Source organism: Vibrio sp. G-C-1, assembly GCF_021728015.1.
In the GTDB taxonomy this organism is placed as follows: domain Bacteria; phylum Pseudomonadota; class Gammaproteobacteria; order Enterobacterales; family Vibrionaceae; genus Vibrio; species Vibrio splendidus.
The window spans coordinates 181,393-207,389 of record NZ_JAKKCR010000007.1 but is presented as its reverse complement, the minus strand read 5'-3'; the positions used below and the strand labels follow the sequence as shown (position 1 = coordinate 207,389).

Here is a 25,997-nt window from a genome sequence, read left to right as displayed (position 1 = left end):
CCGTTTCTCTAGTGGTTCGTAGCCTGCAGTAGACTAACACTTTTTATACAAAAAAGTTTGATATGGAGATGAGCTCATGACGGGTATTCTTGATTCGGTGAATCAGCGTACGCAACTCGTCGGTCAAAACCGATTAGAATTACTAACCTTTCGCCTAATGGGGCGTCAGCGTTACGGCATTAATGTTTTTAAAGTAAAAGAAGTACTTCAGTGCCCTAAACTGACAAAAATGCCAAACTTGAACCCACTGGTTAAAGGTGTAGCACACATTCGTGGCCAAACGATCTCTGTAATCGATTTGAGCTTAGCGATTGGTGGCCGTCCTACAACGGATGTTGAAAAGTGTTTTGTGGTTATTTCTGAGTTTAACCGAACCATTCAAGGTTTCTTGGTCAGTTCAGTAGAACGCATTATTAACATGCACTGGGAATCGATTCTTCCGCCGCCAGATGGTGCAGGCAAAGCCCATTACCTGACTGCAGTCACCAACATTGATAATGAGCTGGTAGAAATTCTTGATGTGGAAAAAATTCTAGCGGAGATTTCTCCTGTTGATGAAACAATGGACAGCAAAATTGCTGAAGAAATCGCAGAAGTAGAACAAGGTAAAGAATTGGTTCGTCGTATCTTGATTGCTGATGATTCAACGGTTGCTCGTAAGCAGGTTCAGCGTGCGATTGAGTCGATTGGTTTTGAAGTAATTTCGGTGAAAGATGGCAAAGAAGCCTATGAGAAGCTGGTGGAGATGTCATCAGAAGGCAGTATTTACGATCAGATTTCATTGGTGATTTCAGATATCGAAATGCCAGAAATGGATGGCTATACGCTGACTGCTGAGATTCGTCGTCACGCCGAACTTAAAGATCTATACGTAATTTTACACTCATCATTGAGTGGTGTATTTAACCAAGCCATGGTTGAGCGTGTAGGAGCTAACTCCTTTATCGCGAAGTTCAACCCCGATGAGCTTGGTGCAGCGGTAAAAGCTGCGTTAACTAACTAAAAGAGACATTAATGACTGCTATAACAATAAGTGATCAAGAGTATCGCGATTTCAGCCGTTTCTTAGAATCTCAATGTGGCATTGTATTAGGTGACAGCAAACAGTACTTAGTGCGCAGCCGTCTAAGCCCATTAGTAACGAAGTTTAAGTTAGCTTCGTTGTCTGATTTGTTGAGAGATGTAGTAACAGGTCGAAACCGTGAGCTGCGCGTGGCTGCAGTCGATGCCATGACGACGAACGAGACACTTTGGTTCCGTGATACTTACCCGTTTGCTGTGCTTGCGGATAAACTTCTACCGGAAATAGCGGCAAATAAACGTCCTATTAAGATTTGGTCTGCGGCAAGCTCTTCAGGCCAAGAAGCATACTCAATGGCAATGACGATTCTTGAGACTCAAGCTCGTAAGCCAGGTATGTTGCCAAATGTATCGATTACCGCAACTGACATCTCAGCAAGTATGTTGGATATGTGCCGCACTGGCGCGTACGACAACCTTGCATTGGGACGTGGACTTTCTCCTGAGCGTCGTCGTACTTTCTTTGAAGATGCGGGCGATGGCCGTATGAAAGTGAAAGATAACGTTAAGCGCATGGTGAACTTCCGCCCTCAGAACCTGATGGACAGCTATGCATTGTTAGGTAAGTTCGACATCATCTTTTGTCGTAACGTGCTGATTTACTTCTCGCCTGATATGAAATCAAAGGTACTTAACCAGATGGCAAACAGCCTGAATCCTGGTGGCTACCTATTATTGGGTGCGTCTGAATCGCTAACAGGCTTAACGGATCGTTTTGAAATGGTTCGCTGTAATCCAGGCATCATCTACAAATTAAAGTAATGAGTGGCACCAGTTTTAGGTGCAACGTTACTGCCTAATTTCAAAACCCAGCCAAGTGCTGGGTTTTCTTTTTCCGGCTTAACCTATATCTTTAAGTCAGAGTGACATTCCAATTTACTCTATTTTTTGGCTTGTATATTGCAAGTTTACCCACGAGTAACCTGTAAAAGTATTGATAGCCCGCTTTGTTTTAAAAGTTGGTATATATATTGCTTTGGTTATCTCATAACAGTCAGTTCTTGAGTTGAGGTTTACATGGCTATTTCTTTTGACAATGCTTTAGGCATTCACCAGCACACCGTTGGTGTACGTGAGCGTAACGCTGAGGTGCTTTCCACCAATATCGCGCAAGCAAACACGCCTGGGTATAAAGCAAAAGGATTAGACTTTAAGAAATCGCTGCAAGCGGCAAGTTCTGGGGCAAGCATTGGTCTTAGCCGTACAGATGGTCGGCACATTTCTGCCTCAACAACGGTGAACGGGGAAACGAAGTATCGAATTCCTACCCAACCTGATACAGGAGATGGCAACACGGTTGATTTGGATTTGGAAAGAAACCTTTTCATGCAAAACCAAATTAGGCATCAAGCCTCTCTCGACTTCCTAGGAAGTAAGTTCAAGAATTTAACTAAAGCGATTAAAGGGGAATAATTAGATGAGTTTATTCAATGTATTCAATGTGACTGGTTCAGCGATGAGTGCTGAATCTGTTCGTCTAAATACGACCTCGAGCAACCTTGCGAACGCGGACAGTGTAAGTAGTTCTGCTGAAGAAACTTACAAGGCTCGCCACGCAGTGTTCGGCGCTGAGTTAAATAAAGCACGCAACAGTGGTCACACTGTGCCTGTGAAAGTATTAGGTATTGTGGAAAGCGATAAGCCGTTGAGCGCGGAGTACAACCCAGATCACCCATTAGCGAATAACGAAGGCTATATCTACAAGCCTAACGTGAACGTTATGGAAGAAATGGCCAACATGATTTCGGCATCACGCGCGTACCAAACAAACGTGCAGGTTGCTGACTCGAGTAAACAAATGCTGCTGCGTACGCTGCAGATGGGTCAATAAGGATAAGGAGGTAACAAATGGCTGGAATCAACAACAATGTTGGTCAAAGCGGCTTGTCCTATGTTGACCAGCTTAAGAGTCTTCAAGATGGCGCGAAAAAGCCCGACGAAACAACAGGTAAGCAGGATCTTAAACAAGAAGACTTCTTATCTTTGTTGACTAAGCAATTAGCCCAACAAGACCCTTTTAAGCCGGTTAGCAATGACCAGATGATTGCGCAAATGGCTTCATTTGCGACCGTAGATGGCATTGGCAAAATGAATACACAGTTTGAAAGCTTGAATTCATCAATGACTTCTAACCAAGCATTACAGGCATCCTCTTTGGTTGGCCGCGATGTATTGGTTCCTGGTGCGGCAGGTGTGAAACCCGGTGATGGCGGTATGGCGTCAATGGTTAAGCTTCCTCAGGCAATGGACAATGTAATCGTCCGTGTTGAGAATGAAGTTGGTCAATTGATTCGCACTTTTGATATCGGCTCTAAACCATCAGGCGACACACGTGTTGAATGGGATGGAAAAGACGAAGACGGTAACCCATTACCGGCTGGTAAATACAACGTGAAAGCGTCGGGTTTACTGGATGGCGAGAACACAGAGTTCCAAGTTTCCAGTTATGCGAACGTGAACAGTGTGCTTCTTGGTAAGGGTGATGGCAACGTACTACTCAATCTGGCTGGTTTTACATCGCCAGTACGACTTGCTGAAGTACTAGAAGTTGGTAAAGCGTAACTCTTTAAAAGAGTGATTATGCTAGCTAGAGAGATTAGGAGAATATTGGAATGTCATATGTAGCTTTGAGCGGCCTATCCGCTGCACAATTAGACTTGAATACAACCAGTAACAATATTGCGAATGCAAACACGTTTGGCTTTAAAGAGTCTCGAGCAGAGTTCGGCGATGTGTATTCAAGCTCGTTGTTTACTAACGGAAAGACTACTCCTGGTGGTGGTGCTCAAGCAAGTAAAGTTGCGCAACAGTTCCACGAAGGTTCAAGTATTTATACAAATAACCCAATGGACCTGCGTGTCAGTGGTACAGGTTTCTTTGCAGTATCGAAAGACCGCATGGTGCCAGAGATCAACGAACTAACGCGTAACGGTGCTTTTCACTTAAATAAAGACAACTTCATGGTAACCTCGAATGATGAATTTCTTCTTGGCTATGCAGTTGATCCCGAAAGTGGGGAAGTATCCTCATATGCACCCAAACCACTTAGTATTCCTGCTGAATTCGGCAAGCCAAAGCAAACTGGAAATATTGAAGTAGGGGTCAACTTACCTGCAAATGGTGATCTTAAAGATCCGGCTGCGTTTAACTTTAATGATTCTGATACGTATAATCGTTCGACATCTTCGACGGTATACGATTCTATGGGTCAGTCTTACAAGTTAACGACTTACTACCTTAAAGATCAAACTCAACCGAATACTTGGCAGACGTACTACACCATGACAGATGGAGAGGGTGAGAAGCCAGTCAACATCACTGGTGGTGATGCGACAAATGCAGCGGGTCAGGTTGGCCATACAATGCGCTTTAATAATGATGGCACTTTAGCTAGCCTTAATAACGGCCAGCCGATTATATCAGAGCAATTAGGAGCCGGTACTACTCCTATTGATTTAAACGGCGCTGATGTAACTCAAACACTTAATTTCAGTCTTGATTCATCAACTCAGTTTGCTGCTCCATTTGAACTAACCAAGTTTAATGAAGATGGTGCGACAACAGGTTTCTTAACAAAAGTAGATTTTGATGAATCAGGTACTGTTCTGGGCACTTACTCAAATGGTGAAAACGTAATGCTTGGTCGTGTTGGCTTGGTTCGTGTACCCAATGAGCAAGGTCTAGATAAGAAAGGCGGCACTCAATGGGACTCTACTAGCTACTCTGGTGATAAGATCTGGGGTGAATCGAACAAAGGTTCATTTGGTAGCATCAATAACGGCTCGTTAGAACAGTCGAACATCGATATGACTCAAGAACTGGTTGATTTGATTTCTGCTCAACGTAACTTCCAAGCGAACTCGCGTTCTCTAGAAGTACACAACCAACTGCAACAGAATATTCTTCAGATTCGTTAATCGTTTCGAGCGTTTGAATCATCTGCGAATACCCAATTCAATGTTATTGAATTGGGTATTGTTGTTGAATTTGATATGGCTGTTTACTTTTCTATTTGCCGCCACTATTGCCGCCCGGTAATGCCACTGGCAACAATTCTTCCTCAATGATCCTTTGATGATCACCTTTCTTGTTTGTTTTCTATTTAAATTATTGATAAATAACAGTTAAAAATATTGGCACAGTGTTTGCTTTATTAGCCCCAGAAGATGATTTTTGGAGCAAAATTATGGATCGCGCACTGTTTCTTGCCATGAGTGGCGCTAAGCAAAATATGCAAGCTTTGCAGCTACGTGCTAACAACCTTGCCAACGTAAGTACAACGGGTTTCCGTGCTGACTTAGCACAAGCACGTTCAATGCAAGCGTACGGTGAAGGCATGCCTACTCGTGTTTTCAGCATGACAGAACGTCCGGGTCATAATTTCGCACAAGGTAGTGTGGTTACCACTGGCCGAGATCTTGATGTCACTATTCAAGGTGATGGTTGGATTTCAGTGATGGATAACACAGGCCGTGAAGGTTTAACGCGTAATGGTAATCTAAAGGTTGACCAAAACGGTTTGTTAACCAATGCAAGCGGTCACTTGGTGTTAGGTGAGAATGACGCGCCAATTACGCTCCCAATCCCGATCAGCAAAGTAGAAATTGGTACAGATGGTACGATTTCGGTGATTCCTCAAGGCGCTCCAGCTGAAGAGTTAGCGATTGTTGACCGTATTAAACTTGTACGCCCAGACAACCAAAGTTTGTTTAAAGATACGAATGGTCTATTCCGTTCGAAAAACCCAGATCAGGCATACGAAGCAGATGCAGCGGTAACGTTGCTTAAAGGTGCTATCGAAGGCAGTAACGTAAATGCTGTAGGTGAAATGACCAGCCTAATTGACTTGCAACGTCAGTTTGAAATGCAGGTCAAGATGATGAGCACGGCAGAGGAAATGGACAAATCGTCTGATTCACTGCTTCGTATGAGCTAATAGAATTTAAAGGAATTTACTATGCATCCAGCATTATGGGTAAGTAAAACAGGTTTAGACGCACAACAAACCAATATCTCAACAATTTCGAATAACCTTGCCAACGCCTCGACCATTGGTTTTAAAAAGAGCCGTGCGGTGTTTGAAGATCTGTTCTATCAGAATATCAACCAGCCAGGTGGCCAATCGTCTCAAAATACTGAGCTGCCTAGTGGCTTGATGTTAGGTGCAGGTTCAAAAGTAGTCGCAACTCAAAAAGTGCACACTCACGGTAACGCGCAAACGACGTCGAACAGCTTAGATATGATGATTGAAGGCGACGGCTTCTTCCAAGTTGAAATGCCAGACGGCGAAACAGGTTACAGCCGAAATGGTCAGTTCACTCTGAACGGTGACGGCGCGATCGTTACATCAGGTCAAGGCTATGCTCTGCAACCAGAAATCGTGATTCCTGAAGATGCGATTTCGGTAACTGTTGGTAACGACGGTGAAGTATCAGTACGTCTACGTGGTGAGCAAAACAACGTCGTGGTTGGCCAAATCACCATCACTGACTTCGTAAACCCAGGTGGTTTAGAGCCTGTAGGTCAAAACCTTTACTTACCAACCGGTGCTAGTGGCGACCCGCAAGAGGGTGTTCCTGGCTTTGATGGCTTAGGTAATATTCGTCAGTCGATGCTCGAAACATCGAACGTCAACGTAACCGAAGAGCTGGTGAATATGATTGAAGCTCAACGTGTCTACGAAATGAATTCGAAAGTTATCTCGTCGGTAGACAAGATGATGAGCTTTGTTAACCAACAGCTGTAATTGGTTTATTAGCCATTTACTTATTGATAATTAATAGATTTTTACAATTAACTGACGTGTTTCTACCAATTGATCTATTTACCATTGCCTGCTGAGAGTATATCGCCATGAAACGTATTTTTTGTTTAGCTCTGTTTATGTCTATGACGGGGTGTTCTGTTTTGGATCCTATTGAGACTCCGGCAGAAGAAAACGCAACCACAGTGGTTGATGCCGTGGAAGGTGATAAGTCAGCGCAAGAGAGCTCAGGCATTATCGATACACTTCGTGGTCGAACCGATCCAGTTGCTGGTGACCCAGCATGGGCGCCAATCAATCCAAAAGAAAAACCAGAACACTACGCAGCAGCAACGGGCTCACTGTTCAATGTTAATCACATTGGCAGCATGTATGACGACTCAAAACCTCGTGGTATTGGTGACATCATTACCGTGGCGTTGGACGAGAATACTCGAGCGACCAAGAAAGCCAACGCAGACATGTCTAAGTCGAACGATGCAACGATGGAGCCGCTGGCAGTCGGTGGACAAGAGCTGACAATCGACAAGTACAACTTTTCTTATGATCTGAGCAACACCAACACCTTTGCGGGTGACGCGTCAGCCAACCAAAGTAACAGCATCAGCGGCTACATTACCGTTGAAGTTATCGAAGTATTAGCCAATGGTAACCTAGTAGTCCGTGGCGAAAAGTGGATGACACTGAATACGGGCGATGAGTACATCCGCCTAAGCGGCACCATCCGTCCTGATGATATAGACTTCGAAAATACCATCGCTTCAAACCGTGTTTCTAACGCACGAATTCAGTATTCAGGTACGGGCGTGCAGAAAGATATGCAAGAGCCTGGATTCTTGGCACGATTCTTTAATGTATCTCTGTAGAGCTTGATAGAGCGTCGAGATACTGACAGCCCTCATCAATCACAAATATTTCGCTAAGTTATTATAAACTAAAGCAATACAGACAGGTTACTCAATGAAAAAACTCACACTCGTACTATTCGGCATGCTATTTCTTGCCACCAGTGCCCATGCTGCGCGTATTAAAGACGTGGCAAAAGTGGCGGGTGTTCGTAGTAACCAACTTGTCGGTTATGGTTTGGTTACGGGTTTGCCGGGGACAGGTGAGACAACTCCCTTTACCGATCAAACGTTTAACGCAATGCTGCAAAACTTTGGCATCCAATTGCCGCCCGGCACCAAGCCAAAAACTAAAAACGTCGCCGCGGTAATTGTTACCGCTGAACTCCCAGCATTCTCTAAGCAGGGCCAGGAAGTTGACGTAACGGTGTCTTCTATCGGATCAGCAAAAAGCCTGCGTGGTGGTACCTTACTGCAGACTTTCCTGAAAGGTCTAGACGGTCAGGTGTATGCGGTCGCGCAAGGTAACTTGGTAGTAAGTGGCTTTAGTGCACAAGGTAACGACGGTTCTAAAATCGTCGGAAACAACCCTAATGTCGGCATCATATCTAGCGGTGCGACGGTTGAACAAGAAATCCCAACTCCATTTGGCCGTGGTGACTACATCACTTTCAACCTAATCCAATCCGATTTTACAACGGCTCAGCGTTTGGCTGATGCGGTGAATAATTTCCTAGGCCCACAAATGGCTTCAGCGGTTGACGCGACGTCTGTAAAAGTTCGCGCACCTCGAGAAATTAGCCAACGTGTGGCTTTCTTATCGGCAATTGAAAACATCGAATTTGATCCTGCAGAGGGCTCTGCAAAAATCATAGTTAACTCTCGTACCGGCACCATTGTGGTTGGTAAGCACGTTCGTCTAAGAGCGGCGGCGGTAACCCACGGTGGTATGACGGTTGCAATCAAAGAAAATCTCAACGTAAGCCAACCGAATGCATTCTCTGGTGGCCAAACGGTAGTGGTTCCTGATTCTGATATCGAAATCACGGAAGGCGATGGCAAGATGTTCAAATTTGAACCGGGCCTAACGCTGGACGATTTGGTACGCGCAGTCAATGAAGTAGGCGCTGCACCTTCTGATTTAATGGCAATCCTTCAAGCACTGAAACAAGCCGGTGCGATTGAAGGCCAGTTGATCATTATCTAAGGAGTAAAGCATGATTAAAAATAACAATGACATCGGCTTTATTCACGATATCGGCAGCCTAGACCGTCTTCGTCAACAAGCCGTAAACGGTGAAGAAGGCAGCGAGAAAGAAGCATTAACCGCGGCGGCAAAACAGTTTGAATCCATTTTTACGTCGATGTTGTTTAAGTCGATGCGTGATGCGAACTCTAGCTTTAAGTCGGATATGCTGAACAGCCAGAACGAACAGTTTTATCGTCAGATGCAAGATGACCAAATGGCGAGTGAGTTGAGTGCTTCAGGTTCATTAGGCCTTGCGGACATGATTGTAGCTCAGTTAAGCGCTGGTCAAGTAAGCGACGCGACAGAAGATAAGGTTCGCAGTGAAGGTTTTGATACCTCGTTGGAAAGACCTCAATATTCTGGTCGTTCAGAAGAGAAAGTCTCTGAAGTTCAATCTGCTAAGTCAACAACAGACGTGTCAGCAGCAAAACAACCCGCTTCATTTGGTTCGCCAGAATCGTTTGTTACGTCGATGAAGCCTTACGCTGAAAAAGCGGCGAGCGCACTCGGTGTTGATTCGTCACTGCTATTAGCACAAGCGGCCCTTGAAACAGGTTGGGGCTCTAAGATGATTAAGAACTCTTTGGGTAACAGCAATAACCTATTTAACATCAAAGCAGATAGAAGTTGGAAGGGCGATAAGGTCGCAACCCAAACGCTTGAGTTCCATGGAAAAACAGCCGTTAAAGAGTCAGCTTCTTTCCGTTCTTACTCTAATTTCGAAGATAGCTTTAATGATTACGTGAAATTCTTGAATGAAAATCCAAGATACGAAACGGCGCTACAGCATCAGGGCAATTCAGAGCATTTCATCAAAGGCATTCATCAGGCTGGTTACGCAACTGACCCTAACTATGCAGACAAGGTTTTACGAGTTAAAGCCAAGATTGATGAGATGAACTAGCGTCATCAATCAACATAGAGAGCTTGCTACTGGCAGGCTCTTTTCTTCTCCGCCTCTTCAGTTCTTACGCGTAATCCATAGTTATCTCCTTACACTTCAATAAATTATCGTATTTTAACTCTCCACTGTTTGTGTTGGCGCATATATTGCTTATGTCTTAGTAATATGCGGTTGTAGTTAATCAGTTAATCAGTTCATTCTGGTTTTGTTAAGTTTTTTGGGGGCATTATGGCGTCGGATCTTCTGAATGTAGGGGCACAAAGTGTTCTTACGGCTCAGAGACAGCTCAACACCACAGGTCATAACATTTCTAACGCCAACACAGAGGGCTATAGCCGCCAATCTGTGATTCAAGGTGTGAATGACCCGCGCCAGTACGGTGGGCAAACCTACGGTATGGGTGTGCATGTGGAAAATGTTCGCCGCTCTTGGGATCAGTTTGCCGTTAAAGAACTTAACTTATCGACAACTAATGCCGCTAACAAAAGCGATACCGAAGCTAACCTTGATCTGCTGTCTGGCATGTTGTCATCGGCTGCTTCGAAGAAGATTCCAGAAAACCTCAATGAGTGGTTTGATTCGATTAAGACACTCGCCGATACCCCGAATGATGTGGGTGCGCGCAAGGTCGTGCTAGAGAAAGCTGGGCTTTTAACTAAAACCTTGAATGAATTTCATGAAACGGTACGTCAACAGTCTGATTCTACCAACAAAAAATTAGAAGTCGGCATCGAACGTGTTAACCAAATTGCGGTTGAGATTCGCGACGTTCAGCGTCTGATGATGCGAACCCCAGGACCTCACAATGATTTACGAGATCAGCACGAAAAGCTGATCAATGAGCTATCTGGCTACACCAAGGTGACGGTAACGCCGCGCTCGAATGCGGAAGGATTTAACGTCCATATTGGTAATGGTCATACCTTGGTTTCTGGTAGTGAAGCAAGTCAACTGAAGCTAGTTGACGGTTTACCTGATACGCATCAGCGTCGACTGGCGATTGTTGAAGGTAAGTCTTTGAAGCCGATTACCAGTAATGATATCGATGGGAAAATCGGTGCCATGCTCGATATGCGAGACGAACACATTCCTGACATCATGGATGAGCTTGGGCGTTTGGCGACGGCTTTCTCGGAGAAAGTAAATTTACTTCAATCACAAGGCTTAGATCTCAATGGCAACGTTGGCCAAGATATTTTCACCGATGTGAACTCTGAGCGAGTGGCGAAATCACGCGTGACGGCGGGTAGCCAATCAAAGGCTGATGTTGCCGTATATATTGATGACACCTCTGCCTTGAAAGGTGGCGAGTATGGTCTTAAGTATGATGGCAGTGAATATGTCGTGACCAAGCCGGATGGTGAAACGGTAAAAGTCAGCACTAATTCAGCAGGCAATGCTTTTTATCTAGATGGGATGCGAGTCGAAGTTCGAAACCCTCCTGAATTGGGTGAGAAGCTGTTACTGCGTCCAACGCGTAACTTTGCTGCTCAGATTCAGATGGAAACCAAAGACCCTAGAGATATTGCCGCGCAAAGTTATGAAGCCTCGACCACGTTCGCGAAAGGCTCTGCGGGGTTCAAGATCTTAGCGGCCGGTCAATTGCGTGAGTTTGAAGTGATTGTTTCACCAAAAGGTGAGCAGTTTGCCGTGACTGATCCGAAAGGCAATATTTTAATGCAGCCTCAGCCGTACCCACCTGAGGGGCCGGTTACGATTAATGGCACGACTTTCGAGTTGACCTCTGGAGCCGTGGCAAACGATAAATTTACGGCAAACCTTGTCCCATCAGAGGGTGACAACGGTAACTTACGTAAACTGCAAGATCTTCAAACTGAAAAAGTTTTGAACGATGGTGAATCTACGATTTTAGAGCTTTACCACAACTTGAATACTAATACGGGACTGAAGTCATCAACGGCAAATCGTCTGAGTGATATCGCTAGGTTGGAAAAAGAGTCAGCTCAAGAACGTATCGCTTCAGTGTCTGGAGTTAACCTAGATGAAGAAGCGGCAAATATGATGAAATTTCAGCAAGCGTATATGGCCTCTTCGCGAATCATGCAAGCAGCCAATGATACGTTTAACACTATTTTGGCTCTGAGATAGGAAGGTATAAATGTTGAATCGCATCTCTAGCTTCCACAATTATCAGTCAGTACAAAATGACTTGCGCCGTCAAGAAAATAAGGTACATCACAATCAAGCGCAACTTGCTTCCGGTAAGAAGTTGCAGTCGCCAAGTGATGATCCGTTGGCTACGCATTATTTGCAAAACATTGGTCAGCAGTCAGAGCAGCTTAAGCAATATGGTGACGCCATTGTCCTGGTCCGCAATCGATTGGAGCACCAAGAAGTAATGATTTCTAATTCGGAGGATTTTGCAGATGAAGCAAAACGTACCGTGATGGAAATGGTAAATGGTTCGTTATCACCAGAAGATCGTCTTGCAAAGAGGCGTGAAATTCAAGAATTAGCGAGTAATTTTTTGCATATGTCTAATTCTCAAGACGAGTCAGGTAACTACACATTTGCTGGCACTAAGCCGAAGAATCAACCCTTCTTTCGAGATAATAAAGGTCATGTCAGCTATGCCGGTGATGATTACCAACGCAAGATGCGTGTTGCAAGTAGTTTTGAAATGGCGATGAATGATCCGGGCAGCAAGCTGTTTATGGAAATCGATAACCCATTTGGTGATTATGAGCCTCAATATGATTTGAAGCCGGCCTCTGCATTGTTACTTGAACGAGCCACAAATGAGTCTTTTCAAGATGATTCAACTTACAAAGTTACTTTTGTCGATATGCAAAATGGTCAGTTTGCTTATCAACTAGAAAAAGATGGTAGTACTGTATCTGTGGAAGATTTTGAACCATCTAAAGGTATTGAATATGAAGGTTTGAGTATTCAAATCAAAGGTCAAATCACCAAAGGCGACTCGATTACTTTGGAGCCAAGAAGCTCATTTTCAATATTTGACACCTTCCAAGATGCAGCAGAACTTGCAGAATCATCCGTGTCTGACGCATCAGCGACGGCAAAGTTGCAACAAGCAACCGAAGAGTTCCATGCTGCGTTTATTCATTTGACCAAAGCGAGAACGGATGTCGGTGCGCGATTGAATACGCTTGATATCCAAGAACAGCAACATGAAGATTTTAAGTTGTCTTTAGCCAAAGCAAAAAGCAACTTTGAAGATTTGGATTACTCGAAAGCCATCATTGAGTTCAATGAAAACTCACGAGCATTGCAAGCTTCTCAACAAGCGTTTGGTAAAACCAAAGACCTGACCTTGTTTAACTATATTTAATGATCAATCGGTATTTAGTGGTGAACTAACACTCACCATTGAAGTTAGATTCTTTGCCGTATGTGCTATGCCGTACGAGCGAATCACTTCAACCTTTGCCGGTTTTTTATACAGGGTGTCATCTGTTTGAAAATAGCGGCAAAAAGCGGCAATGGGTCAATGAAGGTACTTTTTGTTCCCTAAGCCAGTTAAACCAAATCGAGTTAAGTTTTAATTTAAGTGATTGATTTTATGTATATTAAAATTTAATTAAAACAGTATTAAACTTGGCATATAACTTGTATATGTATTGGTCATAAAATGATTTATACAGATCTTAAACCTTGCATAGGGTTTAGCGAGTAATACACGGTCAGTGCTTATCCATATGAGAGTAAAGCTGGCCGCTTCGCAGAAAGTTTGCGAACTCATAAGGAGAGCAAAATGGCTATTAATGTAAGCACTAACGTTTCTGCTATGACAGCACAACGTTACCTGAATAAAGCGTCTAATGATTTAGCGACCTCTATGGAACGTTTGTCATCAGGGCATAAAATCAACAGCGCGAAAGACGATGCAGCCGGTCTGCAAATCTCTAACCGTTTAACGGCGCAATCACGTGGTTTAGACGTGGCAATGCGTAATGCCAATGATGGTATTTCAATTGCACAAACCGCTGAAGGCGCGATGAATGAATCAACCAACGTACTACAACGTATGCGTGATCTGGCGATTCAATCATCAAACGGAACTAATACCGCAGCTGAACGTACCGCGCTCAATGAAGAGTCTTCGGCACTTCAAGATGAGCTTAACCGTATCGCAGAGACAACCTCGTTTGGTGGTCGTCGTCTGTTGAATGGTTCATTTGGTGAAGCATCATTCCAGATTGGTTCTAGCTCTGGTGAAGCGATGATTATGGGCCTTACTAGTGTTCGTGCTGATGATTTCCGTATGGGTGGTACAACGTTTGATTCTGAAAACGGTAAAGACAAAAGTTGGGAAGTACCAGCACAAGCTCGCGATCTTAAGCTCGAATTTAAAACAAAGTCAGGTGAAGACATCGTTTTAGATATTAATACCAAAGCGGGTGATGATATCGAAGAGCTTGCTACTTACATTAATGGTCAATCTGATCTTGTGAACGCATCGGTTACCGATGATGGTCGCATTCAACTATTTGTTGCTGAACCTGACCTTGAAGGGGCTATGTCTATTTCTGGTGGCTTAGCTTCTGAGCTAGGTATTAAGAGTGAAGGTCGTGCAACATCGGTTCAAGATATTAGTTTGATGAGCGTAGCAGGATCACAGAATGCTATTAGCGTGATTGATTCTGCAATGAAATACGTAGATTCACAGCGTGCTGATTTAGGTGCGAAACAAAACCGTCTAAGCCACAGTATTAACAACTTGGCAAACGTTCAAGAGAACGTAGACGCTTCAAATAGCCGAATCAAAGATACGGACTTTGCGAAAGAGACGACGCAAATGACCAAATCACAAATTCTGCAACAAGCAGGTACTTCGATACTTGCTCAAGCAAAACAGTTGCCTAACTCTGCAATGACACTATTGCAATAGTTATTGGTTGAACTTGCTACTCGTGTTCAGACGTGAGCCATGCAGCAAGGGAAACTGGCAAGCATACTTACTATGAGTGTTTAGCTCTCTCATCTCTCACCTGCTATTCATTTTTACGGTAAGAGTGCAACGGCGCGTCAGAAATGTGTTCATTTCTCGATGATCTCCACACAGGCTCTGACCTGCCAACTAGCCCCGGTTCTCTCAAAGGAAAAGGGGCTTTTTCCTTTCTGTTCTTTATATCTCTGTTTCCTATATTTCTTATTTTTACCTTTTTGTTTTCCTGTCTTTTGCGTTTCCCCACTGGTTTCTAACTTTAGTTTTCTGATCCTTAAGTTTCCATTCAACCCATTTTCTTCGTTACAAATGCTCTCCTTGGCTAGATAAATTGCATAATCTTTATGCCCATCAATGATCTTTGGTGATTGATCATTTCTGAGCGTTGACCAATTTTAACGACGGTTAGCGTGTTTTTTGAACAAATTAGGATCTTTACCTAATTAAATTCAATAGCTGCTTTAGAAAATCAGTAAATTTAACCTGCTGATAAATATCAAATTAATATTTTATTTGTGGTTTTTTAAAAGTTTTTCTAAAGCTTCGGGATTTTGAGCCGTTATTAAAAGTAACTTTGAGAGAACTACTTGGTTTTCCGAGACGTCGGAAACCGCTATACCGGAAAATCAATTGGAGAAATCACCATGGCAGTGAATGTAAATACAAACGTTTCAGCGATGACAGCGCAACGTTACCTAAACAACGCAAACAGCGCACAACAAACATCAATGGAACGTCTAGCTTCAGGCTCTAAAATCAACAGCGCGAAAGATGACGCTGCGGGCCTACAAATCTCTAACCGTTTGAACGTTCAGAGCCGCGGCCTTGATGTTGCTGTACGTAACGCGAACGACGGTATCTCTATTGCACAAACTGCTGAAGGTGCAATGAACGAGACAACCAACATCCTGCAACGTATGCGTGATTTGTCTCTACAATCTTCAAACGGCTCAAACTCAAAATCTGAGCGTGTAGCGATTCAAGAAGAAGTAACAGCATTGAATGACGAATTAAACCGTATCGCGGAAACAACGTCTTTCGGTGGCAATAAGCTGCTTAACGGTACTCACGGTACTAAATCATTCCAAATCGGTGCGGATAATGGTGAAGCGGTAATGCTTCAACTGAAAGACATGCGCTCTGATAACGCTCAGATGGGTGGTAAAAGCTACCAAACTGAGAACGCGAAAGACAAAGACTGGAACGTTCAAGCTGGTGCAAACGACCTAAAAATGTCGTTCACTGATAACTTCGGTCAAGCACAAGAAATCGATGTGTCTGCGAAAGCGGGCGATGACATCGAAGAGCTAGCAACGTACATCAATGGTCAACAAGATTCTGTTAAAGCGTCTGTAACTGAAGACGGCAACCTACAAATGTTTGCAGGTAATAACAAGGTTGAAGGCAGCGTTGAGTTTTCTGGTTCACTTGCGGGTGAACTAGGCATGCAAGCGGGTAAAGAAGTAACGGTTGATACGATTGATGTAACGTCAGTTGGTGGTGCACAAGAATCTGTTGCAGTAATCGATGCGGCCCTTAAGTATGTAGATAGCCACCGTGCTGAGCTAGGTGCTTTCCAAAACCGTTTCGACCATGCTATCAGCAACTTAGACAACATTAACGAAAACGTTAATGCATCTAAGAGCCGTATTAAAGATACCGATTTCGCGAAAGAAACGACCCAGATGACTAAGTCTCAGATCCTTTCTCAAGCTTCAAGCTCGATCCTTGCTCAAGCGAAGCAAGCTCCGAACTCGGCACTTAGCCTACTAGGTTAATCGATTGAAAAGCCACGTTGACTTATTAAGCGTTATTGAATCATAAGTGTTAATGTAAGGCCTCCACAAATTAGCTCGTGGTGAGAGATGAGCGCTAAACAGACCCAGCTTCGGCTGGGTTTTTTATTGCCTGCAATTTGGCGAAGGTGTATTTGGAAAAGTGCGCTATCGGTGAGCAGGAGTAAAAGCGAGATTCCCTATCACGTTCGTTCCTCACTGTAGGGAATGACGGGAATTGGGAAATGATGATTTCCTCGCTTACTACATCGAAGCAGTCTTTCGTCATCCCAGAATCGAGTAGAACGAGATATCAGGGATCTTTTTTGGTTTTTATATTCAACACCACGCCCATTAATCCAAGCTGAATGGAAACTTTAGCGAATGTCGCTCGATTAATTGAATCCCGATCACACTTTTCTTTGTTGTTGAAAAGAATATGAAAAAAAGCACATTTTTTATTAAAGCTTCTAATTAAGGGGCCGTTAAAGGGATTGAGAGAAATGATATGTACCAATGTAAGGTGAGAGAGACACTGGTGCATAAACAAAATTGACATGTATTTGTGTGAGGTGAGAGTCACATAAGTACATTAAAAAATGCCTAAAGGAGATCAACTATGGCGATTAATGTAAGCACTAATGTGTCTGCAATGACGGCTCAGCGCTACCTAAATAGCGCGGCTGAAGGTACTCAAAAATCAATGGAGCGTTTGTCTTCTGGCTATAAAATCAATAGCGCAAAAGATGATGCTGCAGGCCTACAAATTTCTAACCGCTTAACGTCGCAAAGCCGTGGCCTAGATATGGCTGTGAAAAACGCGAATGACGGTATCTCTATTGCACAGACAGCTGAAGGTGCAATGAATGAGTCAACCAACATTCTGCAACGTATGCGTGACCTTTCTCTTCAATCTTCAAATGGTTCAAACAGCAAATCTGAACGTGTTGCGATCCAGGAAGAAGTCTCTGCTCTAAACACAGAACTTAACCGTATCGCTGAAACGACCTCTTTTGGTGGTAACAAGCTTCTTAACGGTACTTACGGTAGCCAATCTTTCCAAATCGGTGCTGATTCTGGTGAAGCAGTGATGCTGACTATGAATAACATGCGTACCGACACTCAAGACATGGGTGGCAAAAGCTACGGCGTAGAAGAAGGCAAAGATGCTTCTTGGCGTGTAGGCGCAGGTTCTGATCTGACTATCAAATACAACGATAAGTTTGGTGAAGCTCAAGAGCTGTCTATTTCTGCAAAAGAAGGCAACGATATCGAAGAGCTAGCAACGTACATCAATGGCCAAAGTGAAGATGTTAAAGCGTCTGTTGGTGAAGGCGGCAAATTGCAACTTTTCGCTTCAAGTCAAAAAGTTGAAGGTGATGTTGAGTTTGGTGGCAGCCTTGCGGGCGAGCTAGGTATCGGTGCCGCTAAAGACGTGACTGTTAACGATATCGATGTAACCTCGGTTGCTGGTGCGAACGAAGCCGTATCTGTTATTGATGGCGCACTAAAATCAGTGGACAGTAACCGCGCTTCTCTTGGTGCTTTCCAAAACCGTTTTGATCATGCAATCAGCAACTTAGATAACATCAACGAAAACGTTAATGCATCTAAGAGCCGTATCAAAGATACCGATTACGCGAAAGAAACAACGGCAATGACGAAGTCTCAAATTCTGCAACAGGCGAGTACTTCTATCCTAGCTCAAGCGAAGCAGTCACCATCAGCAGCTCTAAGCTTATTGGGCTAAACTTACCTTGGTAAGTAGTGGTAAATTCTACTCTGGGTAGAGTTTTACTGCTTGGCTCATAAAGGAGGGAGGGAGAGTGTTATGGAAATTCCATCCAACGCATCGAACATCCAGCCTTATGGCTCACCTAATGGCATTAAATTTGCAAGCGATGAAGGTAGTAGTGCGTCGAACATTTCACGACTGAAAGAAGCAACATCTTATGGCAAGGTAGAAAAATCGAAAGAGCAAGCTACCGAAGCTGCGATTCAATTAGCTCAAGATAGACAGCAGTTAAACGATGAAGAGCGAGTCAAGATGGTAGAGAAGGTAAACGAGTTTGTCTCCTCTCTCAACAAGGGTGTTGCCTTTAAAGTCGATGAAGAGTCGGGGAGAGATGTGGTCACTATTTATGAGACCACCACCGGTGATATTATTCGCCAGATTCCTGATGAAGAAATGCTTGAGATTCTAAGGCGCCTAGCAGCCCAAAACTCAAATAGTAGAATATTTGAGGTGAAGGTTTAAGTCGTATTATTGAGGTGGTTTAATGAGTTTTGGCCCAATGGGGATTTCGTCTGGCATGGATATCAATTCCATGGTCAGCAAAATTGTTGATTCGGAGCGTGTACCTAAACAGCAACGAATTGATAATGAACGAACGCGAATCGATACCAGCATTAGTGCCTATGGAAGACTCAGAGAATCCCTTGATTCGATGAAAAACCTGATGACAAACTTTCGTCAGGAAAAAGCTTTTGCTGTGCGAACAGTTGAAAGTACCGATGAAGGTCTTGTCTCTGCAACCGCGACTACCGAAGCGATCGCTGGCAAATATGCCATCGATGTGTTGCAGCTTGCCCAGAGTCATAAAGTGGCTTCTGATGTACTGTCAGAGGACATGAAATTTGGCCCGGGTAAGCTGCAGGTTTCGCTTGGTGATGACAGCTTTGATGTGCAAGTTGGCGACAGATCGAAACTTATCGATGTCGTTCGCAGTATAAACGGCGCAGATAGCAATCCAGGCGTTCGTGCATCTATTATCAATGATGTCGAAGGCCCACGACTTATTGTCGCCTCGAACCAGTCTGGTTCAGATCAGCAGATCAGCATTAATGTAGAGTCTGATGCTGCTAACCCTCTAAAACAACTCGAATACAAAACTCTAGAAGAGCGCGTGAAGGCGCTAGAGAAAGCGCGCCTTGCTGCTCAAGATGTTCTTGCTCTAACTCCTGCTGGAAAAGCCGTTGAACTCATCGATGAAGCGATCGCTAACGATGACCCAAATGCGAGTGAAAAACTCGATGAAGACGGCAATGTTATCCCAGCAACCCAAACCGGTTCTACCTCAGATGTTGACGGAGACTCTCAAGGTCTTAGTTACGGCGAGCAAGCTGCAGCCGATGGTCAAGCTGCCCTAGACGCAGCTTTTGCGTCAAAGTCTGTGATGCCCGAAGACAATATCCCAGGTTGGACTGAAACAGCCTCAGGAACTCTTTTAGATTCTTACTACACACCAGAACTTGAGCTTGATGAAAAAGCGATAGAGAAGGCGCCTGACGTGCCGGGGTGGTCAAATGCTGCCTCGGGTACTCTGACCGATTCCTACGTGACGCCGAAAGAAGCTCAGCAAAAGCTTGAAGCTGAACAAGCGCGTATCGAAGATAAAATTTCACAAGAAAAAGCCGATTTGGCTGAGAAAGTTCAAAAAGGCGAATTGACCGCCGAACAAGCCAAAAAAATTGAGCGTGCGAAATTAGAACCCGAAGAGCGTGAGCTTTTAGATAAAGTCGATAAAGCGCAAGCTGAGCTCGAACAGGCACAGCAGTCTTTTGATACCTATAGCGGTATGGCTGAAGTTCAGGCGGGGCAAGATTCAATGGTCGTTCTAGACGGCGTTGCACAGCTTTCGAGTAATAACAATGTGATTGAAGATGCCGTAGAAGGTATCGATATTACGGTGAAAGGAAAAACGCCAAAAGATAAGCCACCGGCTGAAATTGGTGTTGAGTACGACCGTAATAGTGTGCGCCAAGACATTGAAGCTTTCGTTAACTCTTACAATCAGTTTTATCAAGTGTCTAAGAATTTGGCGGGCGTTGATCCAACGACTGGCCAAAAAGGGCCGCTTTCTGGCGACAGTACTGTACGTAATGCCGATTCGCGATTGAAAGGGGTGTTCTCATCAAGTATTGAAGGCGCGCCTGATAATCTCAAGTCATTGACTGAATTTGGTATCACTACCACTAGGCAAGGCTCGCTAGAAATCAACTACGACATGCTTGATCGTCAACTTAATAATAACTTCGATAAGTTGGGTGAGTTCTTTGGCGGCAACAACGGTTTCGCCAAAAAAGTGGAAGATGCGATTCAAGGTATCACAGGTATCACAGGTTCGATTCGTACTAGAGAAAAGAGCTTAGTCGAGCAAAACTACCGCTTGGTTGATGACCAAAGCGCACTCGATCGCCGTATGGACAGCCTAGAAAACCGTACACATTCTAAGTTTACTGCCATGCAAGATGCGACTAGCAAGATGCAATCCCAACTGGGCAGTATGATGAATGCGTTGGGCTAATAGATGAACAGTCAGCTGCAAGAGCTTTGTGAACTCGATCAATTAATTATCTCTAAGCTTGAATTTAGTGAAATTAATGCTGAAGAAATAACGCGGCTTGTCGATAACAGAGAACAGTTATTGCAAAACGTGCTTCAAATAATCGACTCACACCCCGACGTTAAGCAAAGTTCTGAATGGTTTGAAGCCATTACCAGAACCAGAAAATTAGTCGAATTGATGCAGTCAGAGACGAGTCGAGTAGGTAAGAGCCTACACAAATACCGTCACGGCGCTAAATCAGTTCAACAATACAAAAAGTTTTTATAAAAGAGGTTTACTATGCGCGGTTCTTTACAGGCATATAAAAAGGTATCAGTGGATAGTCAGCTAACAGCTGCCTCACCGCATAAGATTGTACAAATGCTAATGGCAGGTGCTATCGAGCGCTTGATTCAAGGTAAAGCGGCAATGCAAGCGGGCAACATCCCAGTGAAAGGCGAGCGACTTGGTAAGGCTCTGGATATCATTATTAGCCTACGTAGTTGCCTGTCTATGGACGATGGTGGCGATATTGCGAAAAACCTAGATCAACTTTATGAGTTCATGATCACGCAAATTTCTGCGGCAAATCACAAAAATGACCCACAGGCTATTGATGATGTTATCGATATTATCCGCGAAATTAAGAGCGCTTGGGACCAAATTCCGAACGAATATCACAACTTGACGTCTGCTGACGTAGGTATTTAAAGAAAAATTGCAGTTTTAACCAATCTCATATCCCTTAATTGGTTGGTTGCCTTATTTTTTTAATCAAATAAAATAGAAGCCATTAGATAGCCTAGTGGCTTTTTTCGTTGCTGATTTCCTAAATTTGTCCACGTAGACCATAATCATTGATACTTTTCTCTGTTTTATCGATTACGTCGCTCACCGTTTTCCGCATCGCACCAAAATAAAGGCAATAATTCCTACTTATGCAAGGTTTGGCAAAACTGCTTGTCGTCGACGATAGCGCTCAAGATCGTCACAATTTAAGCACAATATTAGAGTTTGTAGGAGAGAGCTGCGAAGTAATCAGCTCTGAACAAGCACGTAAAGTTGACTGGTCACTACAGTGGGCCGGCTGCATTATTGGTACCATTAAAGGTAAAGGCTTCAACGCATTACTGAATGAAAAGCTTGTTCACGCCAATCACATCCCTTTACTGGTGATTGGTAAAAACAATCACCCGGTTGACGAGCTAACTAACTATGTTGGCGAGCTTGAACTTCCCCTTAACTACCCGCAATTAAGTGATGCATTAAGGCACTGTAAAGATTTCTTAGGCCGCAAGGGTGTTCAAGTGGTGTCTTCGGCACGCAAGAACACACTGTTTCGCAGCCTAGTAGGGCAAAGTGCTGGTATTCAAGAAGTACGTCACTTAATTGAACAAGTCTCTTCTACGGAAGCGAACGTGCTGATTCTTGGTGAATCTGGTACCGGCAAAGAAGTCGTAGCGCGTAATATTCACTATCACTCTAAGCGCCGTTCTGGGCCTTTCGTGCCTGTGAATTGTGGTGCTATTCCACCGGACTTACTCGAAAGTGAGTTGTTTGGTCATGAGAAGGGCGCATTTACTGGTGCGATTACCGCACGAAAAGGTCGCTTTGAATTGGCTGAAGGTGGCACACTGTTTCTTGATGAAATTGGCGATATGCCAATGGCAATGCAAGTTAAGTTGTTGCGTGTACTGCAAGAGCGCTGTTTTGAACGCGTAGGTGGCAACAGCACCATTAAAGCTGACGTTCGTGTGATTGCAGCAACACACCGCAATCTTGAAGACATGATCGACGATGACTCGTTCCGTGAAGATCTTTATTACCGCTTGAATGTATTCCCGATTGAAATGCCGGCGCTTCAAGATCGTAAAGAAGATATTCCACTGTTGCTTCAAGAACTAATGACTCGAATGGAAGCGGAAGGCAGTATGCCTATCTGCTTCACGGCTCGTGCTATCAATTCTTTGATGGAGCACTACTGGCCAGGTAACGTTCGTGAGCTAGCGAACCTCGTTGAGCGAATGGTTATCCTGTATCCGAATAGCTTGGTTGATGTGAATCATCTACCCACTAAATATAGATACAGTGATATCCCTGAGTTCCAGCCTGAATTTAATCGCTTTGTGTCGGAAGAAGAGCAAGAACGTGATGCACTTTCTGATTTGTTCTCAGAAGATTTCAGCTTTGACCAGCAAGATGATCTTGCCGATAACGCGAATGCGCCTCAAGAGTTACCACCAGAAGGTGTTAATTTGAAAGAGCTGTTGGCGGATATGGAAGTGAACATGATTAACCAAGCCTTGGAAGCGCAGGGTGGCATTGTTGCCCGTGCTGCAGACATGCTTGGAATGCGCAGAACCACTCTGGTTGAAAAAATGCGGAAGTACAATCTACAGCGATAGAGCTCAGATTCGTGTTCAGCGATATCAAATTAAGACGGGTGTTGAGTTAAAGCATCGTTTTGGTTGAGAGAATAGAGAGGGCATAGTCGAGTTGTTGCTTGCTTAACTATGTGATAAATATAGCAAATAGCCTGACGCGTGTTTTACGTGTCAGGCTGTTTTAGTATTTGAGGCAAATTTTTGACATGCACGGATCTAACGAATCAGAAAATCAGTCACACCTAGATTCAGTTGAACAGCAGGTTGAGCGCTATAAGCAAGTGCTTGATGTGATGCCAGCAGGTGTCATCTTGTTAGATACTCATGGTGAAGTAAGGGAAGCGAACCCAGAAGCGCATCGAATTTTAGGTGTGGAACTGGTGGGCGAGAAGTGGTTTTCGGTGATTCAAAGTGCCTTTGACCCAAAAGACGATGATGGACATGAGATCTCATTGAAGAACGGGCGTAAAGTGCGCTTGGCGATTTCAGCCTCGACTACAGGTCAGCTAATCTTGATCACTGACCTGACAGAAACTCGTCTTCTACAGTCTCGCGTGAGTGATCTTCAGCGTTTGTCGTCGCTAGGCAGAATGGTAGCCTCGTTGGCACATCAGGTTCGTACGCCACTCTCTAGTGCGATGCTGTATGCATCAAACCTTGCCGCGCCGAACCTGCCGCCAGCAACAAAAACGCGCTTTCAATCTAAGCTTATGGATAGGCTCCATGACTTAGAGAAGCAAGTGAATGACATGCTGTTGTTTGCTAAAGGTGGCGACAACAAGGTTGTGAAGCCATTTACCGTTGCTGAACTGATCACTGAATTTCACCCAATGGTGGAAGCGGCATTAAAATCGAACCAGATTGATTATTGCCAGGAAGTGGAAGGCGAAGAGACTCAGATGTTTGGCAATGCTAATGCTATAGCTTCTGCTCTGAGCAACCTAGTTTTGAATGCGGCTCAAATTGCGGGTAAAGAATCGCAGATTGATGTTTTTTTTAGGCCCGTAAACGGCGAGCTTAAGATATCAGTGCAAGACAGTGGCCCCGGCGTACCGAAAGAGCTTCAAGGTAAAATTATGGAACCCTTCTTTACCACTCGTTCGCAAGGTACAGGTCTAGGTTTAGCCGTTGTACAAATGGTCTGTCGAGCACATGAAGGCCGACTGGAATTGATATCAGAAGAAGGGGACGGCGCATGCTTTACCATGTGTCTACCGCTGGAAAGAAGCGCTTCTTCTGAAGACTAATAAGTTTTAACTGAATTTACACTGGAGAATCCTATGGCTCAAAGCAAAGTGTTAATCGTCGAAGATGATGAAGGTCTACGCGAAGCCCTTGTCGACACTCTCGCGCTTGCTGGCTATGAATGGCTGGAAGCGGATTGTGCGGAAGATGCTCTGGTAAAATTGAAATCGAACTCCGTTGATATTGTTGTCTCTGATGTGCAGATGGCAGGTATGGGCGGCTTAGCACTGCTAAGAAATATCAAGCAGCATTGGCCAAATCTACCAGTATTGTTGATGACAGCGTATGCCAACATTGAAGACGCCGTTGCCGCAATGAAAGAGGGCGCTATAGACTATATGGCAAAGCCATTTGCGCCTGAAGTACTGCTCAATATGGTGAGCCGTTACGCTCCGGTAAAATCGGATGATAATGGCGATGCCATCGTTGCCGATGAGAAAAGCATCAAACTAATGATGTTGGCTGATAAGGTGGCTAAAACCGATGCTAACGTCATGGTGTTGGGGCCAAGTGGTTCTGGTAAAGAGGTCATGTCTCGCTATATTCACAACGCTTCGAGCCGTAAAGACGGTCCGTTTGTTGCGATTAACTGTGCCGCGATTCCAGATAACATGTTGGAAGCAACACTGTTTGGCTACGATAAAGGCGCATTTACTGGTGCTATTCAAGCTTGTCCTGGTAAATTTGAGCAAGCTCAAGGCGGTACTATTTTGTTGGATGAGATCAGTGAAATGGATCTTAGCCTACAAGCGAAACTACTGCGCGTATTGCAAGAGCGCGAAGTTGAACGTCTTGGTAGCCGTAAGAGTATCAAGCTGGATGTTCGTGTTCTGGCAACCAGTAACCGCGACCTAAAGCAGTATGTTTCTGAAGGGAATTTCCGTGAAGATTTATACTACCGCCTTAATGTATTTCCAATTACTTGGCCAGCACTGTGTGAACGGAAAGGCGATATTGAGCCGCTTGCGAAGCACTTGGTTGAGCGCCATTGCACCAAACTTGGTATGCCCGTTCCTGTTCTGTCCGAGCAAGCCCTCAGTAAGCTCGTCAATTATCCGTGGCCGGGTAATGTGCGTGAACTGGATAATGTCGTGCAGCGCGCTCTAATTTTGAGTGAGCAAGAAAATATTTCAGGTGAGCACATCTTGCTTGAAGGTGTCGATTGGCAAGACGCAAGTGGTCTACAGCAAATTGTGGAAGGCAACAGTGTTGCAGCGCCAGACATCAAGCCGATTGCTGAAGCGAACCCTATTGGTAAAGTCTCGGCTGCCAGCGAAGGGCTTGGAAATGAGCTTCGAGATCAAGAGTATGCGATTATTCTTGAGACGCTGATCGCTTGTAATGGCCGACGCAAAGAAATGGCAGAAAAGTTGGGCATTAGCCCTCGCACATTGCGTTATAAGTTGGCGAAAATGCGCGATGCTGGAATAGATATCCCAAACTGAGGATAGATTAGTAGTGTCAGCTTTCTGACTAGTGTAATACGATGTCTA

General features: G+C 44.3%; 23 protein-coding genes. All 23 read left to right on the top strand.

The genetic code is table 11. The features are described from left to right. Nucleotides 1-76: 76 nt before the first annotated feature. The 23 genes from L3V36_RS12615 (at nt 77) to L3V36_RS12505 (ending at nt 25,949) form a co-directional block, all read left to right on the top strand. Nucleotides 77-1,003, top strand: coding sequence for a chemotaxis protein CheV (locus tag L3V36_RS12615; RefSeq protein ID WP_004736173.1), 927 nt, complete (start codon nt 77-79; stop codon nt 1,001-1,003). Nucleotides 1,004-1,014: 11 nt separating this feature from the next. Then, entirely contained in the window at nt 1,015-1,842 is an 828-nt protein-coding gene (locus L3V36_RS12610) for a protein-glutamate O-methyltransferase (RefSeq protein ID WP_004736174.1), read from the top strand. Between the two features lie 255 nt (nt 1,843-2,097). Next, a complete protein-coding gene (flgB, locus tag L3V36_RS12605) occupies nt 2,098-2,493 on the top strand; it encodes a flagellar basal body rod protein FlgB (RefSeq protein WP_004736175.1) in 396 nt (131 codons plus the stop codon). 4 nt (nt 2,494-2,497) lie between these two features. Then, nucleotides 2,498-2,911, top strand: a complete 414-nt coding sequence (flgC, locus tag L3V36_RS12600) for a flagellar basal body rod protein FlgC (RefSeq protein WP_004736176.1) — start codon at nt 2,498-2,500, stop codon at nt 2,909-2,911. 17 nt (nt 2,912-2,928) lie between these two features. Further along, nucleotides 2,929-3,642 carry a flagellar hook assembly protein FlgD gene (flgD, locus tag L3V36_RS12595; RefSeq protein WP_017085299.1) on the top strand — a complete coding sequence of 238 codons (714 nt, stop codon included), beginning with the start codon at nt 2,929-2,931 and terminating at the stop codon, nt 3,640-3,642. 50 nt (nt 3,643-3,692) lie between these two features. Beyond that, nucleotides 3,693-4,997 carry a flagellar hook protein FlgE gene (gene flgE, locus L3V36_RS12590; protein WP_017085298.1) on the top strand — a complete coding sequence of 435 codons (1,305 nt, stop codon included), beginning with the start codon at nt 3,693-3,695 and terminating at the stop codon, nt 4,995-4,997. Nucleotides 4,998-5,266: 269 nt separating this feature from the next. After that, complete coding sequence (locus L3V36_RS12585) at nt 5,267-6,016, top strand: flagellar basal body rod protein FlgF (protein ID WP_004736179.1); 750 nt, start codon at nt 5,267-5,269, stop codon at nt 6,014-6,016. 21 nt (nt 6,017-6,037) lie between these two features. Next, nucleotides 6,038-6,826, top strand: coding sequence for a flagellar basal-body rod protein FlgG (flgG, locus tag L3V36_RS12580; RefSeq protein ID WP_004736180.1), 789 nt, complete (start codon nt 6,038-6,040; stop codon nt 6,824-6,826). Nucleotides 6,827-6,933: 107 nt separating this feature from the next. Beyond that, nucleotides 6,934-7,710 carry a flagellar basal body L-ring protein FlgH gene (gene flgH, locus L3V36_RS12575; protein WP_017076829.1) on the top strand — a complete coding sequence of 259 codons (777 nt, stop codon included), beginning with the start codon at nt 6,934-6,936 and terminating at the stop codon, nt 7,708-7,710. 94 nt (nt 7,711-7,804) lie between these two features. Further along, nucleotides 7,805-8,896 (top strand): flagellar basal body P-ring protein FlgI, encoded by a 1,092-nt coding sequence (locus L3V36_RS12570; RefSeq protein WP_017076828.1) that lies wholly within the window; start codon nt 7,805-7,807, stop codon nt 8,894-8,896. A 10-nt stretch (nt 8,897-8,906) separates the two neighbouring features. After that, nucleotides 8,907-9,842, top strand: a complete 936-nt coding sequence (flgJ, locus tag L3V36_RS12565) for a flagellar assembly peptidoglycan hydrolase FlgJ (protein WP_208775078.1) — start codon at nt 8,907-8,909, stop codon at nt 9,840-9,842. Nucleotides 9,843-10,070: 228 nt separating this feature from the next. Next, complete coding sequence (gene flgK, locus L3V36_RS12560; RefSeq protein WP_208775076.1) at nt 10,071-11,951, top strand: flagellar hook-associated protein FlgK; 1,881 nt, start codon at nt 10,071-10,073, stop codon at nt 11,949-11,951. 10 nt (nt 11,952-11,961) lie between these two features. Then, nucleotides 11,962-13,155 (top strand): flagellar hook-associated protein FlgL, encoded by a 1,194-nt coding sequence (gene flgL, locus L3V36_RS12555; RefSeq protein WP_065682137.1) that lies wholly within the window; start codon nt 11,962-11,964, stop codon nt 13,153-13,155. A 423-nt stretch (nt 13,156-13,578) separates the two neighbouring features. Beyond that, nucleotides 13,579-14,715, top strand: coding sequence for a flagellin (locus L3V36_RS12550; RefSeq protein WP_017085293.1), 1,137 nt, complete (start codon nt 13,579-13,581; stop codon nt 14,713-14,715). A 701-nt stretch (nt 14,716-15,416) separates the two neighbouring features. After that, entirely contained in the window at nt 15,417-16,550 is a 1,134-nt protein-coding gene (locus L3V36_RS12545) for a flagellin (RefSeq protein ID WP_017095940.1), read from the top strand. Nucleotides 16,551-17,166: 616 nt separating this feature from the next. Beyond that, entirely contained in the window at nt 17,167-18,297 is a 1,131-nt protein-coding gene (locus L3V36_RS12540) for a flagellin (RefSeq protein ID WP_017087934.1), read from the top strand. Between the two features lie 81 nt (nt 18,298-18,378). Beyond that, complete coding sequence (gene flaG / locus L3V36_RS12535; protein ID WP_017087933.1) at nt 18,379-18,804, top strand: flagellar protein FlaG; 426 nt, start codon at nt 18,379-18,381, stop codon at nt 18,802-18,804. Between the two features lie 22 nt (nt 18,805-18,826). After that, nucleotides 18,827-20,854 carry a flagellar filament capping protein FliD gene (fliD, locus tag L3V36_RS12530; RefSeq protein WP_017095939.1) on the top strand — a complete coding sequence of 676 codons (2,028 nt, stop codon included), beginning with the start codon at nt 18,827-18,829 and terminating at the stop codon, nt 20,852-20,854. A 3-nt stretch (nt 20,855-20,857) separates the two neighbouring features. Further along, the gene (locus L3V36_RS12525; RefSeq protein ID WP_017095938.1) at nt 20,858-21,163 is read left to right on the top strand and encodes a flagellar protein FliT; all 306 of its coding nucleotides are present in this window, start codon (nt 20,858-20,860) and stop codon (nt 21,161-21,163) included. Between the two features lie 12 nt (nt 21,164-21,175). After that, complete coding sequence (gene fliS, locus L3V36_RS12520) at nt 21,176-21,586, top strand: flagellar export chaperone FliS (protein WP_017087931.1); 411 nt, start codon at nt 21,176-21,178, stop codon at nt 21,584-21,586. Between the two features lie 227 nt (nt 21,587-21,813). Next, complete coding sequence (locus tag L3V36_RS12515) at nt 21,814-23,280, top strand: sigma-54 dependent transcriptional regulator (protein WP_004736195.1); 1,467 nt, start codon at nt 21,814-21,816, stop codon at nt 23,278-23,280. 185 nt (nt 23,281-23,465) lie between these two features. Continuing rightward, entirely contained in the window at nt 23,466-24,506 is a 1,041-nt protein-coding gene (locus tag L3V36_RS12510) for an ATP-binding protein (RefSeq protein ID WP_017095937.1), read from the top strand. A 33-nt stretch (nt 24,507-24,539) separates the two neighbouring features. Next, nucleotides 24,540-25,949: a sigma-54 dependent transcriptional regulator gene (locus L3V36_RS12505; RefSeq protein ID WP_017095936.1), complete on the top strand. Its 1,410-nt coding sequence runs from the start codon at nt 24,540-24,542 to the stop codon at nt 25,947-25,949. Nucleotides 25,950-25,997: the final 48 nt, after the last annotated feature.

What these genes read in the sequence shown, in the direction of transcription:
- L3V36_RS12615 (WP_004736173.1), top strand. Translation starts at nt 77, where the DNA reads ATGACGGGTATTCTTGATTCGGTGAATCAGCGTACGCAACTCGTCGGT.
- L3V36_RS12610 (WP_004736174.1), top strand. Translation starts at nt 1,015, where the DNA reads ATGACTGCTATAACAATAAGTGATCAAGAGTATCGCGATTTCAGCCGT.
- flgB (WP_004736175.1), top strand. Translation starts at nt 2,098, where the DNA reads ATGGCTATTTCTTTTGACAATGCTTTAGGCATTCACCAGCACACCGTT.
- flgC (WP_004736176.1), top strand. Translation starts at nt 2,498, where the DNA reads ATGAGTTTATTCAATGTATTCAATGTGACTGGTTCAGCGATGAGTGCT.
- flgD (WP_017085299.1), top strand. Translation starts at nt 2,929, where the DNA reads ATGGCTGGAATCAACAACAATGTTGGTCAAAGCGGCTTGTCCTATGTT.
- flgE (WP_017085298.1), top strand. Translation starts at nt 3,693, where the DNA reads ATGTCATATGTAGCTTTGAGCGGCCTATCCGCTGCACAATTAGACTTG.
- L3V36_RS12585 (WP_004736179.1), top strand. Translation starts at nt 5,267, where the DNA reads ATGGATCGCGCACTGTTTCTTGCCATGAGTGGCGCTAAGCAAAATATG.
- flgG (WP_004736180.1), top strand. Translation starts at nt 6,038, where the DNA reads ATGCATCCAGCATTATGGGTAAGTAAAACAGGTTTAGACGCACAACAA.
- flgH (WP_017076829.1), top strand. Translation starts at nt 6,934, where the DNA reads ATGAAACGTATTTTTTGTTTAGCTCTGTTTATGTCTATGACGGGGTGT.
- L3V36_RS12570 (WP_017076828.1), top strand. Translation starts at nt 7,805, where the DNA reads ATGAAAAAACTCACACTCGTACTATTCGGCATGCTATTTCTTGCCACC.
- flgJ (WP_208775078.1), top strand. Translation starts at nt 8,907, where the DNA reads ATGATTAAAAATAACAATGACATCGGCTTTATTCACGATATCGGCAGC.
- flgK (WP_208775076.1), top strand. Translation starts at nt 10,071, where the DNA reads ATGGCGTCGGATCTTCTGAATGTAGGGGCACAAAGTGTTCTTACGGCT.
- flgL (WP_065682137.1), top strand. Translation starts at nt 11,962, where the DNA reads ATGTTGAATCGCATCTCTAGCTTCCACAATTATCAGTCAGTACAAAAT.
- L3V36_RS12550 (WP_017085293.1), top strand. Translation starts at nt 13,579, where the DNA reads ATGGCTATTAATGTAAGCACTAACGTTTCTGCTATGACAGCACAACGT.
- L3V36_RS12545 (WP_017095940.1), top strand. Translation starts at nt 15,417, where the DNA reads ATGGCAGTGAATGTAAATACAAACGTTTCAGCGATGACAGCGCAACGT.
- L3V36_RS12540 (WP_017087934.1), top strand. Translation starts at nt 17,167, where the DNA reads ATGGCGATTAATGTAAGCACTAATGTGTCTGCAATGACGGCTCAGCGC.
- flaG (WP_017087933.1), top strand. Translation starts at nt 18,379, where the DNA reads ATGGAAATTCCATCCAACGCATCGAACATCCAGCCTTATGGCTCACCT.
- fliD (WP_017095939.1), top strand. Translation starts at nt 18,827, where the DNA reads ATGAGTTTTGGCCCAATGGGGATTTCGTCTGGCATGGATATCAATTCC.
- L3V36_RS12525 (WP_017095938.1), top strand. Translation starts at nt 20,858, where the DNA reads ATGAACAGTCAGCTGCAAGAGCTTTGTGAACTCGATCAATTAATTATC.
- fliS (WP_017087931.1), top strand. Translation starts at nt 21,176, where the DNA reads ATGCGCGGTTCTTTACAGGCATATAAAAAGGTATCAGTGGATAGTCAG.
- L3V36_RS12515 (WP_004736195.1), top strand. Translation starts at nt 21,814, where the DNA reads ATGCAAGGTTTGGCAAAACTGCTTGTCGTCGACGATAGCGCTCAAGAT.
- L3V36_RS12510 (WP_017095937.1), top strand. Translation starts at nt 23,466, where the DNA reads ATGCACGGATCTAACGAATCAGAAAATCAGTCACACCTAGATTCAGTT.
- L3V36_RS12505 (WP_017095936.1), top strand. Translation starts at nt 24,540, where the DNA reads ATGGCTCAAAGCAAAGTGTTAATCGTCGAAGATGATGAAGGTCTACGC.